This is a genomic window from Streptomyces sp. NPDC048825 (assembly GCF_043198355.1).
Lineage (GTDB): Bacteria > Actinomycetota > Actinomycetes > Streptomycetales > Streptomycetaceae > Streptomyces > Streptomyces xiangluensis.
Window position 1 is genome coordinate 127,369 of record NZ_JBICUR010000016.1, and the last position, 19,078, is coordinate 146,446.

A 19,078-nucleotide genomic window follows, 5' to 3' on the forward strand; every position below is an offset into this window, starting at 1 on the left:
GACGTATACGGCATTGTCAGTGGTGTGGTGTGCAATGGATCTCGTGCCCGCGCTAGATGAACCCCTGAGGAAAGTGCTCGGCCCCGCCACCGCGAAGGTGATGGCCGAGCACCTCGGCCTGCACACCGTCGGCGACCTGCTGCACCACTATCCGCGCAGGTACGAGGAGCGTGGCCAGCTCACCCACCTCGCCGACCTGCCCATGGACGAGCACGTCACGGTGGTCGCGCAGGTCGCCGACGCCCGCCTGCTCACCTTCGCCTCGCCCAAGGCGCCCCGCGGGAAGGGCCAGCGCCTCGAAGTGACCATCACGGACGGCAGCGGCCGTCTCCAGCTGGTCTTCTTCGGCAAGGGCGCCCACAAGCCGCACAAGGAGCTCCTGCCGGGCACACGCGCGCTGTTCGCGGGCAAGGTCTCCGTCTTCAACCGCCGACTCCAACTCGCCCACCCTGCCTACGAGTTGCTGCGTGGAGACGGCGAGGAGGCCATCGACAAGTGGGCCGGATCGCTCATCCCGATCTACCCGGCCACCGCCAAGCTGGAGTCCTGGAAGATCGGCAAGGCCATTCAGACCGTGCTGCCGAGCGCCCAGGAGGCCCTTGATCCACTGCCGGACTCGCTCAGGGACGACCGTGATCTTCTCCCCCTTCCCGAAGCCCTTCTGAAGATCCACCAGCCGCGCACCCAAGCCGACTACACAGACGCCCGCGCCCGCCTCAAGTGGGACGAGGCCTTCGTCCTCCAGGTAGCCCTGGCCCGCCGTCGCCACGCGGACGACCAACTCCCGGCCGTCCCCCGCAAACCCACCCCGGACGGCCTCCTCACCGCCTTCGACGCCAAGCTCCCCTTCACCCTCACCGAGGGCCAGCAAAAGGTCTCCAAGGAGATCTTCGACGACCTCGCCACCGAGCATCCGATGCACCGGCTGCTCCAGGGAGAGGTCGGCAGCGGAAAGACGATGGTGGCATTGCGCGCCATGCTCGCCGTCGTCGACGCCGGTGGTCAGGCCGCCATGCTCGCGCCCACCGAAGTGCTCGCCCAGCAGCACCATCGATCGATCACGGAGATGATGGGGGAGTTGGCCGAGGGAGGGATGCTGGGCGGTGCCGAGCAGGCCACCAAGGTGGTGCTGCTGACCGGGTCCATGGGCGCCGCCGCCCGTCGGCAGGCGCTTCTCGATCTCGTTACGGGCGAGGCGGGGATCGTCATCGGCACGCACGCGCTGATCGAGGACAAGGTGCAGTTCCACGACCTGGGCCTGGTCGTGGTCGACGAGCAGCACCGGTTCGGGGTCGAGCAGCGCGACGCCCTGCGCGGCAAGGGCAAGCAGCCACCACACCTGCTGGTCATGACCGCCACACCCATCCCGCGTACGGTCGCGATGACCGTCTTCGGTGACCTGGAGACGTCCGTCCTCGACCAGCTCCCCGCCGGGCGCTCACCCATCGCCAGCCATGTCGTCCCGGCCGCCGACAAGCCGCACTTCTTGTCGCGCGCGTGGGAGCGCGTGCGCGAGGAGGTCGCGGGCGGCCATCAGGCATACGTCGTCTGCCCCCGTATCGGGGACGAGGAAGACGGCTCGGCCAAGAAGAAGTCCACCGAGGACGAGGCCGAGAAGCGTCCGCCCCTCGCCGTCCTGGACGTCGCCGACCAGCTCGCCAAGGGCCCGCTCCAGGGGCTCAAGGTCGAGGTGCTGCACGGCCGTATGCAGCCGGACGACAAGGACGCCGTGATGCGCCGCTTCGCCGCGGGCGAGACGGACGTGCTGGTCGCCACGACGGTGATCGAGGTGGGGGTGAACGTCCCGAACGCCACGGTGATGGTGATCATGGACGCGGACCGGTTCGGCGTATCGCAGCTGCACCAGCTGCGCGGCCGGGTCGGCCGGGGCTCGGCTCCGGGGCTGTGCCTCCTGGTGACCGAGATGCCGGAGGCCAGCGCGGCCCGGGCCCGCCTCGGTGCCGTGGCCGCCACGCTCGACGGCTTCGAGTTGTCCCGCATCGACCTCGAACAGCGCCGCGAGGGCGACGTCCTCGGCCAGGCCCAGTCCGGCGTGCGTTCCTCGCTGCGCATGCTCACCGTCATAGAGGACGAGGACATCATCGCCGAGGCCCGCGAGGAGGCGACCGCGGTCGTCGCCGCGGACCCCGATCTCACGGGCCTGCCCGCCCTGCGCACGGCTCTGCAAGCTTTGCTGGACGAGGAGAGGGAGCAGTATTTGGAGAAGGGCTGACAGACTGGGACTGTCACAGCCGCTCGTTCCACGACAAGGACAGAGATGACCCGCGTGATCGCCGGCCGGGCCGGCGGACGCCGCCTGGCCGTCCCGCACGGAACCCGTACCCGGCCCACCTCCGACCGGGCACGCGAGGGCCTCTTCTCCACCTGGCAGTCCCTGCTCGGCGGCGCCCTGGAGGGCGAGCGCGTCCTCGATCTGTACGCCGGCTCCGGCGCCGTGGGTCTGGAGGCACTGTCGCGCGGCGCCGGGCACACCCTCCTGGTCGAGGCCGACGCCAGAGCGGTGCGCACCCTCAGGGAGAACGTGAAAACGCTCGGGCTGCCCGGCGCCGAGGTGAGATCCGGCAAAGCGGCGCAGATCATCCGCGCGGGGGCGCCGACAGCCCCGTACGACCTGATTTTTCTCGATCCGCCGTACGACGTCCCGGACGACGATCTTCGCGAGATACTGCTCACACTCCGTGCAGAGGGCTGGCTCGCGGGCGAAGCTCTCGTCACCGTTGAACGCAGTACTAGAGGCGGCGAATTCCGGTGGCCCGGCGGCTTCGAGGCACTGCGCTCCCGTCGTTACGGCGAGGGATCGTTTTGGTACGGTCGCGCCGCCTCTACGTGCGAAGACGCACGATGACCGGACCGGAGAGCGAGGGACCTCAGTTGCGCCGCGCCGTCTGTCCCGGGTCATTCGACCCGATCACCAACGGACACCTCGACATCATCGCCAGAGCGTCCAAGCTGTACGACGTCGTGCACGTCGCGGTGATGATCAACCAGTCCAAGAAGGGCCTCTTCGAGATCGACGAGCGGATCGACCTGATCCGCCAGGTCACCGCGGAGTTCGGGAACGTCGAGGTGGAAGCCTTCCACGGCCTCCTCGTCGACTTCTGCAAGCAGCGCGACATCCCCGCGATCGTCAAGGGACTCCGCGCGGTCAGCGACTTCGACTACGAGCTGCAGATGGCCCAGATGAACAACGGCCTCTCCGGAGTCGAGACCCTCTTCGTCCCCACCAACCCCACCTACAGTTTCCTGTCCTCCTCGCTCGTCAAGGAGGTCGCGGCCTGGGGCGGCGACGTCTCCCACCTGGTGCCGCCGGTGGTCCTCGAAGCTCTCAACGAACGCCTCAAGAAGGACTGAGCCGGGCGCCCCAAGGAGACCGGGACGGCCCCTGCGGGCTGACAGTTCGTCACCCGGTGTCGGATGGTGAGGGAGTGGCCGTACAGTCGATCCGTCCGTCTCCATCACAGCTGTAGAGAGTGGCGAGCACACGGTGGACGTGCAGAAGAAGCTCGATGAGATCGTCTCGGCGGTCGGCAGCGCCCGTTCCATGCCCATGTCGGCCTCGTGCGTGGTCAACCGCGCCGAGCTCCTCTCCCTGCTCGAAGAGGTGCGCCAGGCCCTGCCCGGCTCCCTCGCCCAGGCCCAGGAACTCATCGGCGGGCGCGAGCAGTTGGTGGAGCAAGCCCGCGAGGAGGCCCAGCGGATCATCGAGTCCGCGCACGCCGAACGCGGCTCGCTGATCTCCGGCACCGAGATCGCCCGTCGCTCCCAGAACGAGGCCGATCGCATCCTCGCCGATGCCCGCAAGGAGGCCGAGGAGATCCGCGCGGAGGCCGACGACTACGTCGACTCCAAGCTCGCCAACTTCGAGGTCGTCCTCACCAAGACCCTCGGCTCCGTCGGCCGGGGCCGCGAGAAGCTCCTCGGCACCGGACCCGGCCTCGACGAGCACGGTTACGAGGACGAGGACGCGCCCGAGCGCAGCCACGACCCCCAGACCCTGCGTCGCAACGCCGATGAATACGTCGACGTCAAGCTCGGCGCCTTCGAGGCCGTCCTCGCCAAGACCCTGGAGGCCGTCGGCCGCGGTCGCCAGAAGCTGCACGGCCGTATCGCCTCCGACGACCTGGGCGCGCTCACGGACGACGGTTCGGCCGTGCAGCACACCACGGACGCCGAGTACCTGGACGGCCTCGCGGCTCCCGTGGACACTCCCGCCCGGCCCGCCGAACCGGCCCCGGCCGTTCCCGCCCAGCAGCCGTACGGCGGGCAGGACCAGCAGCAGTACGCGTATCAGCAGCAGACCGACGGGTACGGCTATCAGCAGCCATACGGGCAGCAGGATCAACAGCAATTCGCGTACCGGCAGCAGGCCGATCCGTACGCTGCCTATCCGCAGCAGGCCTACGACCCGAACGCCCAGCAGGCCGGATACGACCCCAGCCAGGGGCAGCAGGCCTACGGGCAGCAGCCCGAGCCCGAGCCGCAGGCGCACGCCCTCGACGAGACCAGCCTCTTCGACACGAGCATGATCAGCGCCGAGCAGCTGCGCCAGTACGAGCAGGAGCGCGGCGGACGCTGAGGGGCGCTCCCAGCGGCGTACGCCGGTGTCCTGGACGGCCGGCGCGCACCGGATTGGGCCGAGAGCGCAAGGTCCAGTATCCTGGCTCTTCGGTCGCGCGTTCGTCCGCGATCCACGCTGCCCGGGAACATCTGGGGCGGCGAAGCTCTGAGTTTCAAGATCGAAAGCAGGAATGGCCCTGAACGCCCGCCTCGACCACCGCAACCCTCTCGTGTTCGACACACACGAGCTGGGGCGACGTCCTGGTGCGCTGCAGCGGCTGACCCGCGCGGTCGGCGCTCCCAAGGACTTCGGTATCCAGGGAGTCATCGGAGTGCCGGAAGGCGCGCCGGTGGAGCTCGAACTCCGGCTCGAATCGGTCATGGAAGGTGTGCTGGTCACTGGCACCGCCCGGGCCGTCGCCGAGGGGGAGTGCGTAAGGTGTCTGGAGCCGCTTCAGCTGGAGCTCGAAGCGGACTTCCAGGAGATGTTCTCGTACCCTGACGCCGACGACCGGGGCCGCCCCAAGGCGGAACCGGCCGACGACGCCGAGGAAGACGAGGACAGGCTTTTCATCGAGGACGGCTTGTTCGACCTCGAGCCTGTGCTGCGTGATGCGGTGGTGCTCGCACTGCCGATGCAGCCGGTGTGCCAGGAGGACTGCGAGGGACTGTGCTCCGAGTGCGGAGTGCGTCTTTCGGACGAACCGGGCCACCACCATGACGCCGTCGACATCCGTTGGGCGGCACTGCAGGGACTCGCCGGTTCACTCGAAGATGGCGAGAAGGACGAGATCAGCGGCGCCGAATCGGGCGTCGACGAGAAGCAGGAGAAGTAGCCGTGGCTGTTCCGAAGCGGAAGATGTCGCGCAGCAACACGCGCCACCGCCGGTCGCAGTGGAAGGCTGCGGTCCCCAACCTGGTTGCGTGTGAGCGCTGCCACGAGCCCAAGCTGCAGCACATCGCGTGCCCTGCTTGCGGCACCTATAACAAGCGCCAGGTCCTCGAGGTCTGAGCGGCTGGTGAGAGGCTTCATGTCTGACGCCAAGGCGGATTCGAACGCCAAGAAAAAGGCGGACAACACGGCCTCGTCCCACACGCTTCTGGAAGGGCGGCTCGGCTACAGGCTCGAGTCCGCCCTTCTGGTGCGTGCGCTGACCCACCGTTCGTACGCGTACGAGAACGGCGGTCTGCCGACCAACGAGCGCCTGGAGTTCCTCGGGGACTCCGTACTCGGCCTCGTGGTCACGGACACGCTGTATCGCACCCACCCCGACCTGCCCGAAGGCCAGCTGGCCAAGTTGCGGGCCGCGGTGGTCAACTCGCGTGCGTTGGCGGAGGTCAGCCGCGGGCTCGACCTGGGCTCCTTCATCCGGCTCGGCCGGGGCGAAGAGGGCACGGGCGGCCGGGACAAGGCTTCCATCCTTGCTGACACCCTGGAAGCGGTGATCGGCGCGGTCTATCTCGACCAGGGGCTCGACTCGGCGGCGGAGCTGGTGCACCGCTTGTTCGACCCGCTGATCGAGAAGTCCTCGAATCTCGGTGCCGGCCTGGACTGGAAGACCAGTCTCCAGGAGCTCACCGCGACCGAGGGGCTCGGCGTGCCCGAGTACCTGGTCACGGAGACCGGCCCGGACCACGAGAAGACCTTTACTGCTGCCGCCCGCGTCGGAGGCGTCTCGTACGGCACCGGCACCGGCCGCAGCAAAAAGGAAGCGGAGCAGCAGGCCGCGGAGTCCGCGTGGCGGGAGATCCGCTCCGCCGCGGACGAGCGCGTGCAGGCGACGAAGGCCGCCGCGGACGCCGAGGGGGAGGCCGACATCCCCTCCACCGCGAGCTCCGACGCCGCTCCCGCCTGACCCACGGCCACAGCCGTAGCCGATCGCCCGCCCCCGGACAGCACGTAGGGGGCGGGCGATCGTGTTCCGCGACCCCACTCGGGCCCGCCCATGGCGCGGCGGTACGCTGCGGGCGCGCGGCCCTAGGGGCGCCCGAGTCGTCCACGCATCCGGAGGAGAAACCGTGCCCGAGCTTCCTGAGGTCGAGGTCGTACGGCGCGGTCTGGAGCGCTGGGTCAGCGGACGGATCGTCGCCGACGTACAGGTGCGGCATCCGCGCGCGGTGCGCCGGCACATCGCTGGCGGCGAGGACTTCGGGGCCCGGCTGAAGGGGCACCGGATCGGGCTGCCTCAGCGTCGCGGCAAGTACCTCTGGCTACCGCTGGCGGATCAGCCGAGTGCCGTTCTCGCGCACCTCGGTATGAGCGGCCAGTTGCTCGTCCAGCCGGAGGGCGCGCCCGACGAGAAGCACCTGCGCATCCGCGTTCGCTTCGACGACACCCTCACCACCGAACTCCGCTTCGTCGACCAGCGCACCTTCGGCGGGCTCTCCTTGCACACGACCACCCCCGAAGGGCTGCCCGACGTCATCGCGCACATCGCCCGCGACCCACTGGACCCGCAGTTCGACGACGCCGCCTTCCACGAGGCGCTGCGGAGGAGACGTACGACCATCAAGCGGGCTCTGCTCGACCAGTCGCTGATCAGTGGCGTCGGCAACATCTACGCGGACGAGGCGCTGTGGCGCGCGCGACTGCACTACGAGCGCCCGACCACCGGTTTCACGCGCCCGCGCACCGCCGAACTCCTCGGCCACGTACGGGACGTGCTGTACGAGGCCCTCACCGCCGGCGGCACCAGCTTCGACAGCCTGTACGTCAACGTGAACGGTGAATCCGGCTACTTCGACCGGTCCCTCGACGCGTACGGGCGGGAGGGCGAACCGTGCCGGCGTTGCGGCACCGCGATCCGGCGGCGGCCCTGGATGAACCGGTCCAGCTACTTCTGCCCGCGCTGTCAGCGGCTGCCGCGCGCCTCGTCGTAACGCTCGCGCGCCGCCAGGACCTCGCCCATGCGCCCCTCCATGAAGTGGATGAGGGCCAGCAGCCGCTCGGCGACCTCGCGGCCGAGCGGCGTCAGTTCGTAGTCCACACGCGGCGGGTTCGTGGACTGCGCCTCGCGGTGCACCAGACCGTCGCGCTCCAGTGCGTGCAGCGTCTGCGACAGCATCTTCTCGCTCACGCCGTCGACGCGCCGACGCAGCTCATTGAAGCGGAACGAGCCTTCGTGCAACGCCCCGAGCGTGAGCCCGCCCCAGCGCCCCGTGACGTGCTCCAGGGTGCCCCGTGAGGGACACCCCTTGGAGAACACGTCGAACGCAAGATCCTGTGTCTCCGTGAGGTCCATACCTTCAGCGTACTCCGGCGCAGCGCCTACCAACAGGTGGCGCTAACCAAAAGAAACCGCTCAGTGGTCGCTCAGTAGCCGAAGTCCTGCGTCCACCAGGGGCCGCCCGCAGCGAAGTGGGCGCCGACTCCCAGGGTCTTGAAGTCACAGTTCAGGATGTTCGCGCGGTGGCCGGGGCTGTTCATCCAGGCCTCCATGACGGCCTCGGCGTCGGCCTGGCCACGGGCTATGTTCTCGCCGCCGAGGTTCGCTATGCCGAGTACATCCGCCCGGTCCCACGGGGTGGCCCCGCTCGGGTCGGTGTGGTCGAAGAAGTCCTGCTCGGCCATGTCCTCGCTGAAGGCCTGGGCCAGCTTGGCGAGCGTGCCGGACGCCGTCACCGGGCTGCAGCCCGCCTTCTCCCGCTCCTGGTTCACCAGCTTGAGCACCTCGGCCTCAGCCGCGGTCTGCGGGGACACCGCCTTGGGCGGGGTGGGCTTGGGTACCTTCGTGGCCGTACGCGACGGAGTCGGCTTCGGCTTCGGCTTCTCCGGAGTTTTCGTGGTCGGCTTCGCCGAGGGCTCCTTCGAGGGCTCCTTCGAGGGCTCCTTCGTCGGCTTCGTGGGGGTCGGTGAAGGCGAGGGGGAACGGTCGGCGTCACGGCTTGTGCCGGAGCCGTCGCGGTCGTCGGCGGAGCCGTCCGCACCGCCCTGGGCGCCCAGGCCGGTCGGGAAGTCCGAGGTCTGCACCTTGCCCGCGTTGTTGCCGCCGGCCGTGTTGGTGTCACCGCCGCCCGGAATCAGCCCGGAGGCGACTGCGACGGCGCCCATCGCGACGGCCGCGGAGACTCCGAGCAGACCGGTGCGCACGGGCACCGCGGCCCTGGCCTTCTTGCGGCGGCGGTGCGAGCGCCCGCCGCGGGGGCCGGGGACGGACGCGAAGCTGGTCGTGGCGTACGCGTCGACGTCGCCCGTTGCGTAGAGGTACGCGGCACTCCCCGGAGCGGTGTCGCCCGCTGCGAAGAGATACGCGTCACTGTGCGCGTAGGCATCGTTCTGCGGGTGGAGGGCATGCCCCTCGTAGAGGCCCTGCCCGGCCGCCGAGATGGCGTCGGTCGCGTAGTAACCCGCACCGGCCGTTGAGTAGCCGCCGGTGTGTGATCCGTACGTTTGCGTGACGCCGGTGGCGCGGCCTGTGGCGGCGCGGCCGGCGGCGGAGCGTCGGTGGCGTCCCATCTCCTGGCCTTCCTCATCCTTGCAGTCAACGTTCCTCACCCGAACGAGTGAGGTGCATTGCGTCGGGACGGTACCGCATGACGCATGAGGAGGAAGTGCTCAGGAAGCAAATGACTGGTTAGCGTGCACGCATGAACGACGATGTGCGACTCGTGGCCTGGGTGCGTGGAAGCGTCCAAGGTGTGGGTTTCCGCTGGTTCACCCGTGCCAAGGCGCTGGAGCTCGGCGGCCTGAGTGGCTTTGCTCTCAATTTGCCGGACGGCCGGGTTCAGGTGGTCGCCGAGGGGCCGCGGGCCGGCTGTGAGGGACTGCTCGACTGGCTGCGGGGGGACGACACACCCGGCCGGGTCGACGGAGTCACCGAGATTTGGGACACACCCCGCGGCGGCTACGACGGCTTCGTCATCCGCTGAGATCCACTGCTCCTCGCGGGCCGCCACACCGCAGGCAGGGGAGCGCGAGCGGCCCGGGGCACCTGCCCGAGGCAGAAACTACCTGGTGGTTGCCAAGAACCGCTTGTCGTGGCAGGCTCGCGAAGGAAGGATGATCTCTACGCCCTCAGGGCCCCGCAGGAGAGGCAGCGCCGCCCGTTTCCAGGCCGCGCGCCCCGGGTCGCCCGTCAATACAGGGCGTGATCGTGTTGACCGTCAAACTTTTTGGTGAGACGCTGAAAGCCCCGCGCACCTTAGCTGTTTGGCATGTAAGAACGGCAGCAACAACTGAACAGTGCCAAGCACCACGGGTGCGATTCCCTCACGACCCAACCGCTTCGGTCGGTCACTCATTGTGGAGGACCATCCATCATGGCAAAGGCGCTTCTCGGTTACGTCGGCGGCTCTGACCCGCGACTCCTCGCCGAGATGCGACGGCTCCAGCAGCGCGTCCAGGACCTGGAATCCGAGCTCGTACGGATCCAGGCCGAGAACGACGAGCTGACGGCTGCCGCTTCTCACGAACAACTTCTGAAGAGCATCGACGTACCCCAGGCGGAGCCTGCGCTCACCTGACCACTACGGCAAATGACGCCGCCAGTGATCGGGCTGTCCGTGTCAGCCGCTAACCAGAATTGCAAGGGACGCTTCGGCGTCCCTTCTTTTTGGCCCCGCCTCTGTCCCGCGCACCCTTTCACTGTCTTTAACGTCTGGTGTGCCCTGCACGTTCATGGGTGAAACCGTTCGTTCATGGAGTGAGACAGACCCGGACGGTAGAGTCCGGCGGCGTGCACCTCAAGGCCCTGACCCTGAGAGGGTTCAAGTCGTTCGCTTCGGCGACCACGCTCCGGTTCGAGCCGGGGATCACGTGTGTCGTCGGCCCGAACGGTTCGGGCAAGTCCAATGTCGTGGACGCGCTCAGCTGGGTCATGGGCGAGCAGGGCGCCAAGTCGCTGCGCGGCGGCAAGATGGAGGACGTCATCTTCGCCGGGACGACCGGGCGACCGCCCCTCGGCCGCGCCGAAGTGTCCCTCACCATCGACAACTCCGACGGCGCGCTGCCCATCGAGTACGCCGAGGTCACCATCACGCGGATCATGTTCCGCAACGGCGGCAGTGAGTACCAGATCAACGGTGATACGTGCCGATTGCTGGATATTCAGGAGCTGTTGTCCGACTCCGGCATCGGCCGCGAGATGCACGTCATCGTCGGCCAGGGACAGCTCGACTCCGTGCTGCACGCCGATCCGATGGGCCGCCGTGCCTTCATCGAGGAGGCCGCGGGCGTCCTCAAGCACCGTAAGCGCAAGGAGAAGGCGCTGCGGAAGCTGGACGCGATGCAGGCGAACCTCGCGCGTGTGCAGGACCTGACCGACGAACTGCGGCGCCAGCTCAAGCCGCTCGGCCGCCAGGCGGCCGTCGCGCGCCGGGCCGCCGTCATCCAGGCCGACCTGAGGGACGCCCGGCTGCGGCTGCTCGCCGACGACCTCGTACGACTCCGCCAGGCGCTCCAGGCCGAGATCGCCGACGAGGCCGCGCTCAAGGAACGCAAGGACGCCGCCGAGGCCGAGCTGAAGAAGGCCCTCCAGCGGGAGGCGCAGCTCGAGGACGAGGTGCGGCGCCTCACACCGCGGCTCCAGCGGGCGCAGCAGACCTGGCACGAACTGTCGCAGCTGGCCGAGCGGGTGCGCGGCACGATCTCGCTGGCCGACGCCCGGGTCAAGAGCGCGACCTCCGTGCCGCCCGAGGAGCGGCGCGGGCGCGATCCCGAGGACATGGAGCGCGAGGCCGCACGGATCCGTGAACAGGAGGCCGAGCTCGAAGCGGCCCTCGAGGCGGCCGAGCGGGCACTGGAGGACACGGTCGCGCACCGGTCCGAGCTGGAGCGCGAACTGGCGATGGAGGAACGGCGGCTGAAGGACGTGGCCCGCGCCATCGCCGACCGCCGCGAAGGGCTCGCCCGGCTGAACGGCCAGGTCAACGCGGCCCGTTCGCGTGCCACATCCGCCCAGGCGGAGATCGACCGCCTCGCCTCCGCACGGGACGAGGCCCAGGAGCGGGCGGTCGCGGCGCAGGAGGAGTACGAAACGCTCAAGGCCGAGGTGGACGGCCTGGACGAGGGAGACGCGGAGCTGGCCGAGCGGCACGAGGCGGCCAAGTCTGCGCTGGCGGAGGCGGAGTCCGCCCTGGCGGCGGCCCGCGAGGCGACCACCTCCGCGGAACGCAAGCGCGCCGCCACCCAGGCCCGCCACGAGGCCCTGGCCCTCGGCCTGCGCCGCAAGGACGGCACGGGGGCCCTGCTCGGTGCAAAGGACCGTCTCACCGGCCTGCTGGGCCCGGCCGCCGAACTCCTGTCGGTCACCCCGGGCTACGAGGTCGCCCTGGCCGCCGCCTTCGGGACGGCAGCGGACGCCATCGCGGTGACCACCCCGAACTCGGCCGCCGACGCCATCCGCCTGCTCCGCAAGCAGGACGCCGGGCGAGCGGCCCTGCTGCTTGCGGGGGCACCCGAGGAGGTGCCGGCATCGGGCGACGGCGCCCCCAGTGGCGTAACTCCGGGGCACGACAGGCCTCCGTACGCCGCCGATCTGGTCCGAGGGCCCGCCGAACTCATGCCCGCCGTACGGCGCTTGCTGCGGGGCATCGTCGTGGTGGGAACCCTGGAGGACGCCGAGGATCTGGTGAGTGCGCGGCCGGAGCTGACCGCGGTGACCGCCGAAGGCGATCTGCTCGGGGCGCACTTCGCGCACGGAGGGTCGGCCGGGGCGCCGAGTCTGCTCGAGGTGCAGGCTTCCGTCGACGAAGCCGCAGCCGAGCTGGAAGAACTCGCCGTGCGATGCGATGAGTTGACCGAGGCGCAGTATTTCGCAGCCGAGCAGCGCAAGGAACGGGCCGCACTCGTCGAGGAGTTGGGGGAGCGGCGGCGAGCCGGGGAGCGGGAGAAATCGGCGGTCGCCCAGCAGCTCGGGCGGCTGGCCGGGCAGGCCCGAGGGGCGGCAGGGGAGGCCGAGCGGAGCACCGCCGCTGCCGCGCGGGCGCAGGAAGCCCTCGACAGGGCCCTGGAGGAAGTCGAAGAGCTGGCCGAACGGCTCGCCGTGGCCGAGGAGATGCCCGTCGAGGAGGAGCCCGACACCTCCGTACGGGACCGGCTCGCCGCGGACGGCGCCAATGCGCGGCAGACCGAGATGGAGGCCCGGCTCCAGGCACGCACGCACGAGGAACGGGTCAAAGGGCTGGCCGGACGGGCCGATGCGCTCGACCGGGCCGCGCGCGCCGAACGTGAGGCACGCGCGCGTGCCGAGCAGCGCAGGGCGCGGCTGAGGCACGAAGCCGCCGTCGCCGAAGCCGTCGCCTCCGGTGCGCGGCAACTGCTCGCGCACGTCGAGGTCTCGGTGGGCCGGGCGGAGGAGGAACGCACCGCCGCCGAGAGCGCCAAGGCCCTGAGGGAGCAGGATCTCGTCGCCGCCCGCAACGAGGGGCGGGACCTCAAGGCCGAACTCGACAAACTCACGGATTCAGTGCACCGCGGCGAGGTACTCGGCGCCGAGAAGCGGCTGCGGATCGAGCAGTTGGAGTCAAAGGCGCTGGAGGAGCTCGGTGTGGAACCGGCGGGTCTCGTGGCCGACTACGGCCCCGACCAGCTTGTGCCGCCCTCGCTCGCCGCCGAGGGAGAGGAACTGCCCGAGGACCCGGAGCACCCGCGCAACCAGCCCCGGCCGTTCGTCCGCGGAGAGCAGGAGAAGCGGCTCAAGTCGGCCGAACGGGCCTACCAGCAGCTCGGCAAGGTCAACCCGCTCGCCCTGGAGGAGTTCGCGGCGTTGGAGGAACGTCACCAGTTCCTCAGCGAGCAGCTGGAGGACCTCAAGAAGACGCGTGCCGATCTGCTCCAGGTGGTGAAGGAGGTCGACGAGCGCGTCGAGCAGGTCTTCACCGAGGCGTTCCGGGACACGGCCCGCGAGTTCGAAGGCGTCTTCAGCCGGCTGTTCCCCGGCGGCGATGGACGGCTGATCCTGACCGATCCCGACAACATGCTCACCACGGGCGTGGATGTGGAGGCCCGGCCGCCGGGCAAGAAGGTCAAGCGCCTCAGCCTGCTCTCCGGCGGCGAGCGCTCGCTGACCGCCGTGGCGATGCTCGTGTCGATCTTCAAGGCCCGGCCCAGCCCGTTCTATGTGATGGACGAGGTCGAGGCGGCGCTCGACGACACCAACCTGCAGCGGCTCATCCGCATCATGCAGGAGCTGCAAGAGGCCTCGCAGCTGATCGTGATCACCCATCAGAAGCGCACGATGGAGGTCGCCGACGCGCTGTACGGCGTCTCCATGCAGGGCGACGGGGTGTCGAAGGTGATCAGCCAGAGGCTTCGGTAGCTCGGCTTCGCCGGCTCTTCGGATGGCCGGACGGTTGCTCGATGGTCACAACATGGGCAGCCCATTCAAGATTCGAACACAAAACCCTTACCCGCTTATAACCCTGCCCTCATCTACCCCTGTTGACTTCGAAACTTGAAGGAATAACCTCAGAAACGTTGCCTTCACCTTCAGTTGAAGGGCTTACCCACCCCCCGGCAGCGAGGCCGGCGGCCCGAGGAGTACACGTGACCCGCGCAGCGCAGGTACCCAAGACAGGACCCCGAGAGGCTCACCCCGAACACCTCGGGCATGTCATCTTCATCGCGGCGGCGGCCGCGATGGGCGGCTTCCTCTTCGGCTACGACAGTGCCGTGATCAACGGCGCCGTCGAAGCCATCCGGGACCGCTACGACATCGGCTCCGCGGCCCTGGCGCAGGTGATCGCCATCGCGCTGATCGGCTGCGCGATCGGCGCCGCCACGGCGGGCCGCATCGCCGACCGCATAGGCCGCATCCGCTGTATGCAGATCTCGGCCGTCCTCTTCATCGTCAGCGCCGTCGGCTCCGCACTGCCCTTCGCGCTGTACGACCTGGCCTTCTGGCGCATCGTCGGCGGCTTCGCCATCGGCATGGCCTCCGTGATCGGCCCCGCCTACATCGCCGAGGTCGCCCCCGCCGCGTACCGCGGACGCCTCGGCTCCTTCCAGCAGGCCGCGATCGTCATCGGCATCGCCGTCTCCCAGCTGGTCAACTGGGCCATCCTGAACGCCGCGGACGGCGACCAGCGCGGCAGCCTGATGGGCCTGGAAGCCTGGCAGGTCATGCTCGGCGTGATGGTCATCCCCGCCATCCTGTACGGCCTGCTCTCCTTCGCGATCCCCGAGTCACCCCGCTACCTCATCTCCGCCGGCAAGGAGACCCGCGCCCGCGAGGTGCTCGCCGAGGTCGAGGGCAAGGACGTCGACCTGGACGCCCGTGTGCGGGAGATCGAGCACGCCATGAAGAGCGAGCACAAGTCGACCTTCAGGGACCTGCTCGGCGGCAGCTTCTTCTTCCGGCCGATCGTCTGGATCGGCATCGGGCTCTCCGTCTTCCAGCAGTTCGTCGGCATCAACGTCGCGTTCTACTACTCCTCGACGCTGTGGCAGTCCGTCGGCGTCGACCCGACGGAGTCCTTCTTCTACTCGTTCACGACGTCGATCATCAACATCGTCGGCACCGTGATCGCCATGATCTTCGTCGACCGCATCGGCCGCAGGCCCCTCGCGCTCATCGGCTCCGTCGGCATGGTCCTCGGTCTCGCCCTCGAAGCCTGGGCCTTCTCCTTCGACCTCGTCGACGGCAAGCTACCGGCCACCCAGGGCTGGGTCGCGCTGATCGCAGCCCACGTCTTCGTGCTCTTCTTCGCCCTCTCGTGGGGTGTGGTCGTCTGGGTCTTCCTCGGCGAGATGTTCCCGAACAAGATCCGCGCCGCCGCCCTCGGCGTCGCCGCCTCCGCGCAGTGGATCGCCAACTGGGCCATCACCGCGAGCTTCCCGTCCCTGGCCGACTGGAACCTCTCCCTGACATACGTGATCTACACCGTCTTCGCCGCCCTCTCCATCCCCTTCGTGCTCAAGTTCGTCACGGAGACCAAGGGCAAGGCGCTGGAGGAGATGGGATAGATCCGCCTCGAAAGGGCCCCGAAGGCCCCCGAGCACGAGGAGACGGGCCAAGTCCCCGCTGCCCCTCTCCTCGTTCCGTAAGGCGTACTGCCCCGGCTCAGCCCTCGTGGTTCTCGAGGTTCTTGAGCCGGGGCAGCACGTTTTCGCAGAACAGATGCATGCTGCGCCAGCCCTCGTCGACCGGCATCCCGCCGGACAACGGATGCAGTACGTAGTTGTCGAGGCCCTGGGCCAGGCACTCGTCCGGCGTCACGATCCGGTACACGCCCTCGGCGCGCAGTTCGTCGACTGTCGTCGCCCCCGACTTCACCGCGGAACGGATGTCGCCGGACTGCCAGGACGCGTATGTCCGCGCCTCGTGCAGGAAGTGCTCGCCGTGCTCCGCCCACACGCGGTCCGGGTCCTCGGCCAGGTGCAGCAGCGGGGTCTCGGCCGGAGGCATCATGGTCCAGCCCTCCGTGCCGTACTCCACGAGACGCTCCTTGTAGTACGCCTCCAGCTCCGGCAGATGCGCGCTCGGGAAGAACGGCAGCCCGAGCCGGGCGGCACGCCGGGCCGCCGCCTGCGAGGAGCCGCCGACCAACAGCAGCGGATGCGGCCGGGTGTACGGGCGCGGGGTGATCCGGACCGTACGGCCCCGGTACTCGAAGTCCTCGCCCGTCCACGCCTTGAGCAGCGTCTCCAGCAGCTCGTCCTGGAGCTTGCCGCGCCGCTTCCACTCGACGTCGAAGAGCGCGTACTCCTCGGGTCGGTAGCCGATCCCCGCGACCGTCACCAGCCGGCCGCCGCTGATCAGATCGAGTACGGCGATCTCCTCGGCCAGCCGCAGCGGATCGTGCAGCGGACCGATGATCGCCGAGACCGTGACCGCGATCCGGCGGGTGGCGCCGAAGACCGCGCCCGCGAAGGTGAAGGGCGAGGGCAGCCAGTTGTTGGCGACGCCATGGTGCTCCTCGGTCTGCACGGTGCTCATCCCGCGGTCGTCCGCGTACGCGGCCATCTCCAGGGCGGCCTGGTAGCGGGCGCTGAGGGATTCGCTCGTCGCGTCGGGCTCCACCAGGTTGAAACGTACGACCGTCACGGGCATGGCGGGTCCTCCTTCGGGCGGGTGCCGGCGAAGGGGGACGGTAGCTGACGGAGCGTCAGACAGCTATAGCCGTGACATCGGGGCCACACCCTGGAGACACCTCGCGCATCCTGACGGCACGCGCCCGTGAGCGGAGAAAGACGGCGAGTGGAGGGTCGCGCATACTGGGTGCGTTATGGACATCGTCATCCTTCTTGTAGTCATCGCCGTAGTCGTGATCGGTGCGCTCGGCGGGCTCGTCGTCGGCAGCCGCAAGCGGAAGCAGCCGCCCCCGCCGCCCCCCGCCACGCCCGACATCACCGCCCCTCCGGCCGAGCCGCACGTCGGCGACGAGGCCGAGACGCCGCGCGAGGAACCGCGCCGCACGATCGAGGAGGTGGATCTTCCGGACGCCTCGGGGGGCGTCGCCGTCGAGGAACGCCCGGCCGCACCCGAGATCGAGATCCCGGAGCCGACCGAGGGGCGCCTGGTGCGTCTGCGCGCCCGGCTCTCCCGCTCGCAGAACGCGCTCGGCAAGGGGCTGCTCACGCTCCTGTCGCGCGAGCATCTGGACGACGACACCTGGGAGGAGATCGAGGACACGCTCCTCACCGCCGATGTCGGCGTTCAGCCCACCCAGGAGCTTGTCGAGGGGCTGCGTGAGCGTGTGAAGGTGCTCGGCACCCGTACGCCCGAGGAGCTGCGCGGCCTGCTGCGCGAGGAGCTCCTCAAGCTGGTCGGCACCGATATGGACCGCACCGTGAAGACGGAGCCCGAGGCCAGCAAGCCCGGCATCGTGATGGTCGTCGGTGTCAACGGCACCGGCAAGACCACCACCACCGGCAAGCTCGCTCGCGTTCTTGTCGCGGACGGTCGCACTGTCGTCCTGGGTGCCGCCGACACGTTCCGTGCCGCCGCCGCCGATCAGCTCCAGACCTGGGGCGAGCGGGTCGGCGCGTACACGGTGCGCGGGCCCGAGGCCGGCGATCCCGCCTCCGTGGCCTTCGACGCGGTCAAGGAGGGCAAGGAGATGGGCTCGGACGTCGTGCTCATCGACACCGCGGGGCGCCTGCACACCAAGACCGGTCTCATGGACGAGCTCGGCAAGGTCAAGCGCGTGGTCGAGAAGCACGCGCCGCTCGACGAGATCCTGCTGGTCCTGGACGCCACCACCGGTCAGAACGGCCTCGTCCAGGCCCGTGTCTTCGCCGAGGTCGTCGACATCACCGGCATCGTCCTGACGAAGCTCGACGGCACGGCCAAGGGCGGCATCGTCATCGCGGTCCAGCGCGAGCTGGGCGTTCCGGTCAAGCTCGTCGGCCTGGGCGAGGGCGCGGACGACTTGGCGCCGTTCGAGCCGGAGGCGTTCGTTGACGCTCTTATCGGAGAATAGGCAGCTACTGAAAGTAGTAGGTGCTGGGAGAAGCGCGCGTTCCCGAGGTGCAGTCGGGGACGCGCGCTTCGCTGTTGCCGCCCCGCGGGGCTACGCCCGCGACCGGTGCGCCACGTAGGCCAGTGTCCCCAGCAGCAGTCGTGCCGCGGGCGGCTTTGTCGCCGAGTCGAGGGCGGGGGAGCGGAGCCAGCGGACCGGGCCGAGGCCGGCGCGGTCGGAGGGCGGGGCCGTGATGTACGTGCCGGGGCCGAGGCCATGGAGGTCGAGGGTGGCGTCGTCCCAGTCCCAGCCCATGCGGTAGAGGAACTCGGGCAGTTCGGCCGCGGTGCCTGGGGCGACCAAGAAGTGGGCGCGGCCGTCCGGGGTCGCCGTCACGGGGCCGAGCGGGAGGCCCATCCGTTCGAGGCGGATCAGTGCGCGTCGCCCGGCGGGTTCGGCGACTTCGATCACGTCGAAGGCGCGTCCCACCGGGAGCAGGACCGCGGCGCCGGGGAAGTCGGCCCAGGCTTCGGTCGCCTGGTCGAGCGTGGCACCGGCCGGGACGACCGGTGCGAAGTCCAGCGGGTGCGCGCCGGGTGCCGGGCAGTCGGTCCCGCCGCACGAGCAGGAACCCGCGGCCGCTCGGGCGCCGGGCACCACGTCCCAGCCCCACAGTCCGGTGAACTCGGCCACGGCGGTGCACTCCGAGGAGCGGCCACGGCGACGTGAGCCGGGCCTGATCTCGCGCATCCCACGGCTGCCGCCGATCGTGAAGCCCATGCCCCCTCCAACAGGTTCAGCGCACCGATGGTTACGTGGCGGAATCGGAACGTAACCCTGTGTTCCCGGCGTCGACTTGGAGCAAGCAGCGTCCAGAAGCGCTCCGGGTGGTGCGCTTGGCTCCGCGCGCCCCGGCGTGCACCGTTCCGCCACTCCTGGCTGTCCTGTGTCAAGTGAATCGCGGACCGGCAACCGTGAGTTCATTCGAAGGGGTGGCGAATGGTGGCGTTTCCGCATCCGCCATGGCCGGGGAGGTGATCGTAGGATTACTGTGAGTGCACGACTCCTGGGAACGCTCAACTCGTGAGTATGCCGGAGGCAAGTCGGCTCTTCGTTCGACAGGTGAGAACCGCCGGACGGGCGACCGTATGTACCGGCA

General features: G+C 69.3%; 17 protein-coding genes. 13 read left to right on the forward strand and 4 right to left on the reverse strand.

Annotated elements, in window-relative coordinates:
• Positions 1-34 precede the first annotated feature (34 nt).
• The 8 genes from recG to mutM all read left to right on the forward strand — a co-directional run bounded on the left by recG (position 35) and on the right by mutM (position 7,458).
• Positions 35-2,233: an ATP-dependent DNA helicase RecG gene (recG, locus tag ACGFNK_RS33095; RefSeq protein ID WP_393421785.1), complete on the forward strand. Its 2,199-nt coding sequence runs from the start codon at positions 35-37 to the stop codon at positions 2,231-2,233.
• A 45-nt stretch (positions 2,234-2,278) separates the two neighbouring features.
• Positions 2,279-2,866 (forward strand): 16S rRNA (guanine(966)-N(2))-methyltransferase RsmD, encoded by a 588-nt coding sequence (gene rsmD / locus ACGFNK_RS33100; protein WP_393421787.1) that lies wholly within the window; start codon positions 2,279-2,281, stop codon positions 2,864-2,866.
• Positions 2,867-2,892: 26 nt separating this feature from the next.
• Positions 2,893-3,372, forward strand: a complete 480-nt coding sequence (gene coaD / locus ACGFNK_RS33105; RefSeq protein WP_386346532.1) for a pantetheine-phosphate adenylyltransferase — start codon at positions 2,893-2,895, stop codon at positions 3,370-3,372.
• Between the two features lie 133 nt (positions 3,373-3,505).
• Complete coding sequence (locus ACGFNK_RS33110) at positions 3,506-4,597, forward strand: ATP synthase F0 subunit B (RefSeq protein ID WP_393421789.1); 1,092 nt, start codon at positions 3,506-3,508, stop codon at positions 4,595-4,597.
• Positions 4,598-4,769: 172 nt separating this feature from the next.
• Positions 4,770-5,414 (forward strand): YceD family protein, encoded by a 645-nt coding sequence (locus ACGFNK_RS33115; RefSeq protein WP_344392626.1) that lies wholly within the window; start codon positions 4,770-4,772, stop codon positions 5,412-5,414.
• Positions 5,415-5,416: 2 nt separating this feature from the next.
• A complete protein-coding gene (rpmF, locus tag ACGFNK_RS33120) occupies positions 5,417-5,590 on the forward strand; it encodes a 50S ribosomal protein L32 (RefSeq protein WP_033321093.1) in 174 nt (57 codons plus the stop codon).
• Positions 5,591-5,609: 19 nt separating this feature from the next.
• Positions 5,610-6,434, forward strand: coding sequence for a ribonuclease III (gene rnc, locus ACGFNK_RS33125; RefSeq protein WP_386346483.1), 825 nt, complete (start codon positions 5,610-5,612; stop codon positions 6,432-6,434).
• A gap of 163 nt (positions 6,435-6,597) precedes the next feature.
• The gene (gene mutM / locus ACGFNK_RS33130; protein WP_393421791.1) at positions 6,598-7,458 is read left to right on the forward strand and encodes a bifunctional DNA-formamidopyrimidine glycosylase/DNA-(apurinic or apyrimidinic site) lyase; all 861 of its coding nucleotides are present in this window, start codon (positions 6,598-6,600) and stop codon (positions 7,456-7,458) included.
• Here mutM and ACGFNK_RS33135 read toward each other — a convergent pair.
• Positions 7,431-7,820: a winged helix-turn-helix transcriptional regulator gene (locus tag ACGFNK_RS33135; RefSeq protein WP_393421793.1), complete on the reverse strand. Its 390-nt coding sequence runs from the start codon at positions 7,818-7,820 to the stop codon at positions 7,431-7,433. The genes mutM and ACGFNK_RS33135 overlap by 28 nt on opposite strands.
• Before the next feature lie 71 nt (positions 7,821-7,891).
• Positions 7,892-9,034 carry a CAP domain-containing protein gene (locus ACGFNK_RS33140; RefSeq protein ID WP_393421795.1) on the reverse strand — a complete coding sequence of 381 codons (1,143 nt, stop codon included), beginning with the start codon at positions 9,032-9,034 and terminating at the stop codon, positions 7,892-7,894.
• A gap of 131 nt (positions 9,035-9,165) precedes the next feature.
• Here ACGFNK_RS33140 and ACGFNK_RS33145 point away from each other — a divergent pair, with 131 nt between their 5' ends.
• From ACGFNK_RS33145 to ACGFNK_RS33160, 4 genes are all read left to right on the forward strand, one after another.
• Complete coding sequence (locus tag ACGFNK_RS33145) at positions 9,166-9,447, forward strand: acylphosphatase (protein WP_393421797.1); 282 nt, start codon at positions 9,166-9,168, stop codon at positions 9,445-9,447.
• A gap of 390 nt (positions 9,448-9,837) precedes the next feature.
• On the forward strand, positions 9,838-10,041 hold the full coding sequence (locus ACGFNK_RS33150) for a hypothetical protein (RefSeq protein ID WP_165338055.1): 204 nt from the start codon (positions 9,838-9,840) through the stop codon (positions 10,039-10,041).
• Positions 10,042-10,253: 212 nt separating this feature from the next.
• Positions 10,254-13,835, forward strand: coding sequence for a chromosome segregation protein SMC (gene smc, locus ACGFNK_RS33155; RefSeq protein ID WP_393421799.1), 3,582 nt, complete (start codon positions 10,254-10,256; stop codon positions 13,833-13,835).
• A 227-nt stretch (positions 13,836-14,062) separates the two neighbouring features.
• On the forward strand, positions 14,063-15,481 hold the full coding sequence (locus tag ACGFNK_RS33160; protein WP_393421801.1) for a sugar porter family MFS transporter: 1,419 nt from the start codon (positions 14,063-14,065) through the stop codon (positions 15,479-15,481).
• A gap of 97 nt (positions 15,482-15,578) precedes the next feature.
• On the opposite strand, the gene ACGFNK_RS33165 is transcribed toward ACGFNK_RS33160, so the two are convergent.
• Positions 15,579-16,568, reverse strand: coding sequence for an LLM class flavin-dependent oxidoreductase (locus ACGFNK_RS33165; protein ID WP_386346490.1), 990 nt, complete (start codon positions 16,566-16,568; stop codon positions 15,579-15,581).
• 175 nt (positions 16,569-16,743) lie between these two features.
• Here ACGFNK_RS33165 and ftsY point away from each other — a divergent pair, with 175 nt between their 5' ends.
• Positions 16,744-17,940, forward strand: coding sequence for a signal recognition particle-docking protein FtsY (ftsY, locus tag ACGFNK_RS33170; protein WP_393421803.1), 1,197 nt, complete (start codon positions 16,744-16,746; stop codon positions 17,938-17,940).
• 90 nt (positions 17,941-18,030) lie between these two features.
• Here ftsY and ACGFNK_RS33175 read toward each other — a convergent pair whose 3' ends face one another.
• Positions 18,031-18,699, reverse strand: coding sequence for a bifunctional DNA primase/polymerase (locus ACGFNK_RS33175; protein ID WP_393421805.1), 669 nt, complete (start codon positions 18,697-18,699; stop codon positions 18,031-18,033).
• Positions 18,700-19,078: the final 379 nt, after the last annotated feature.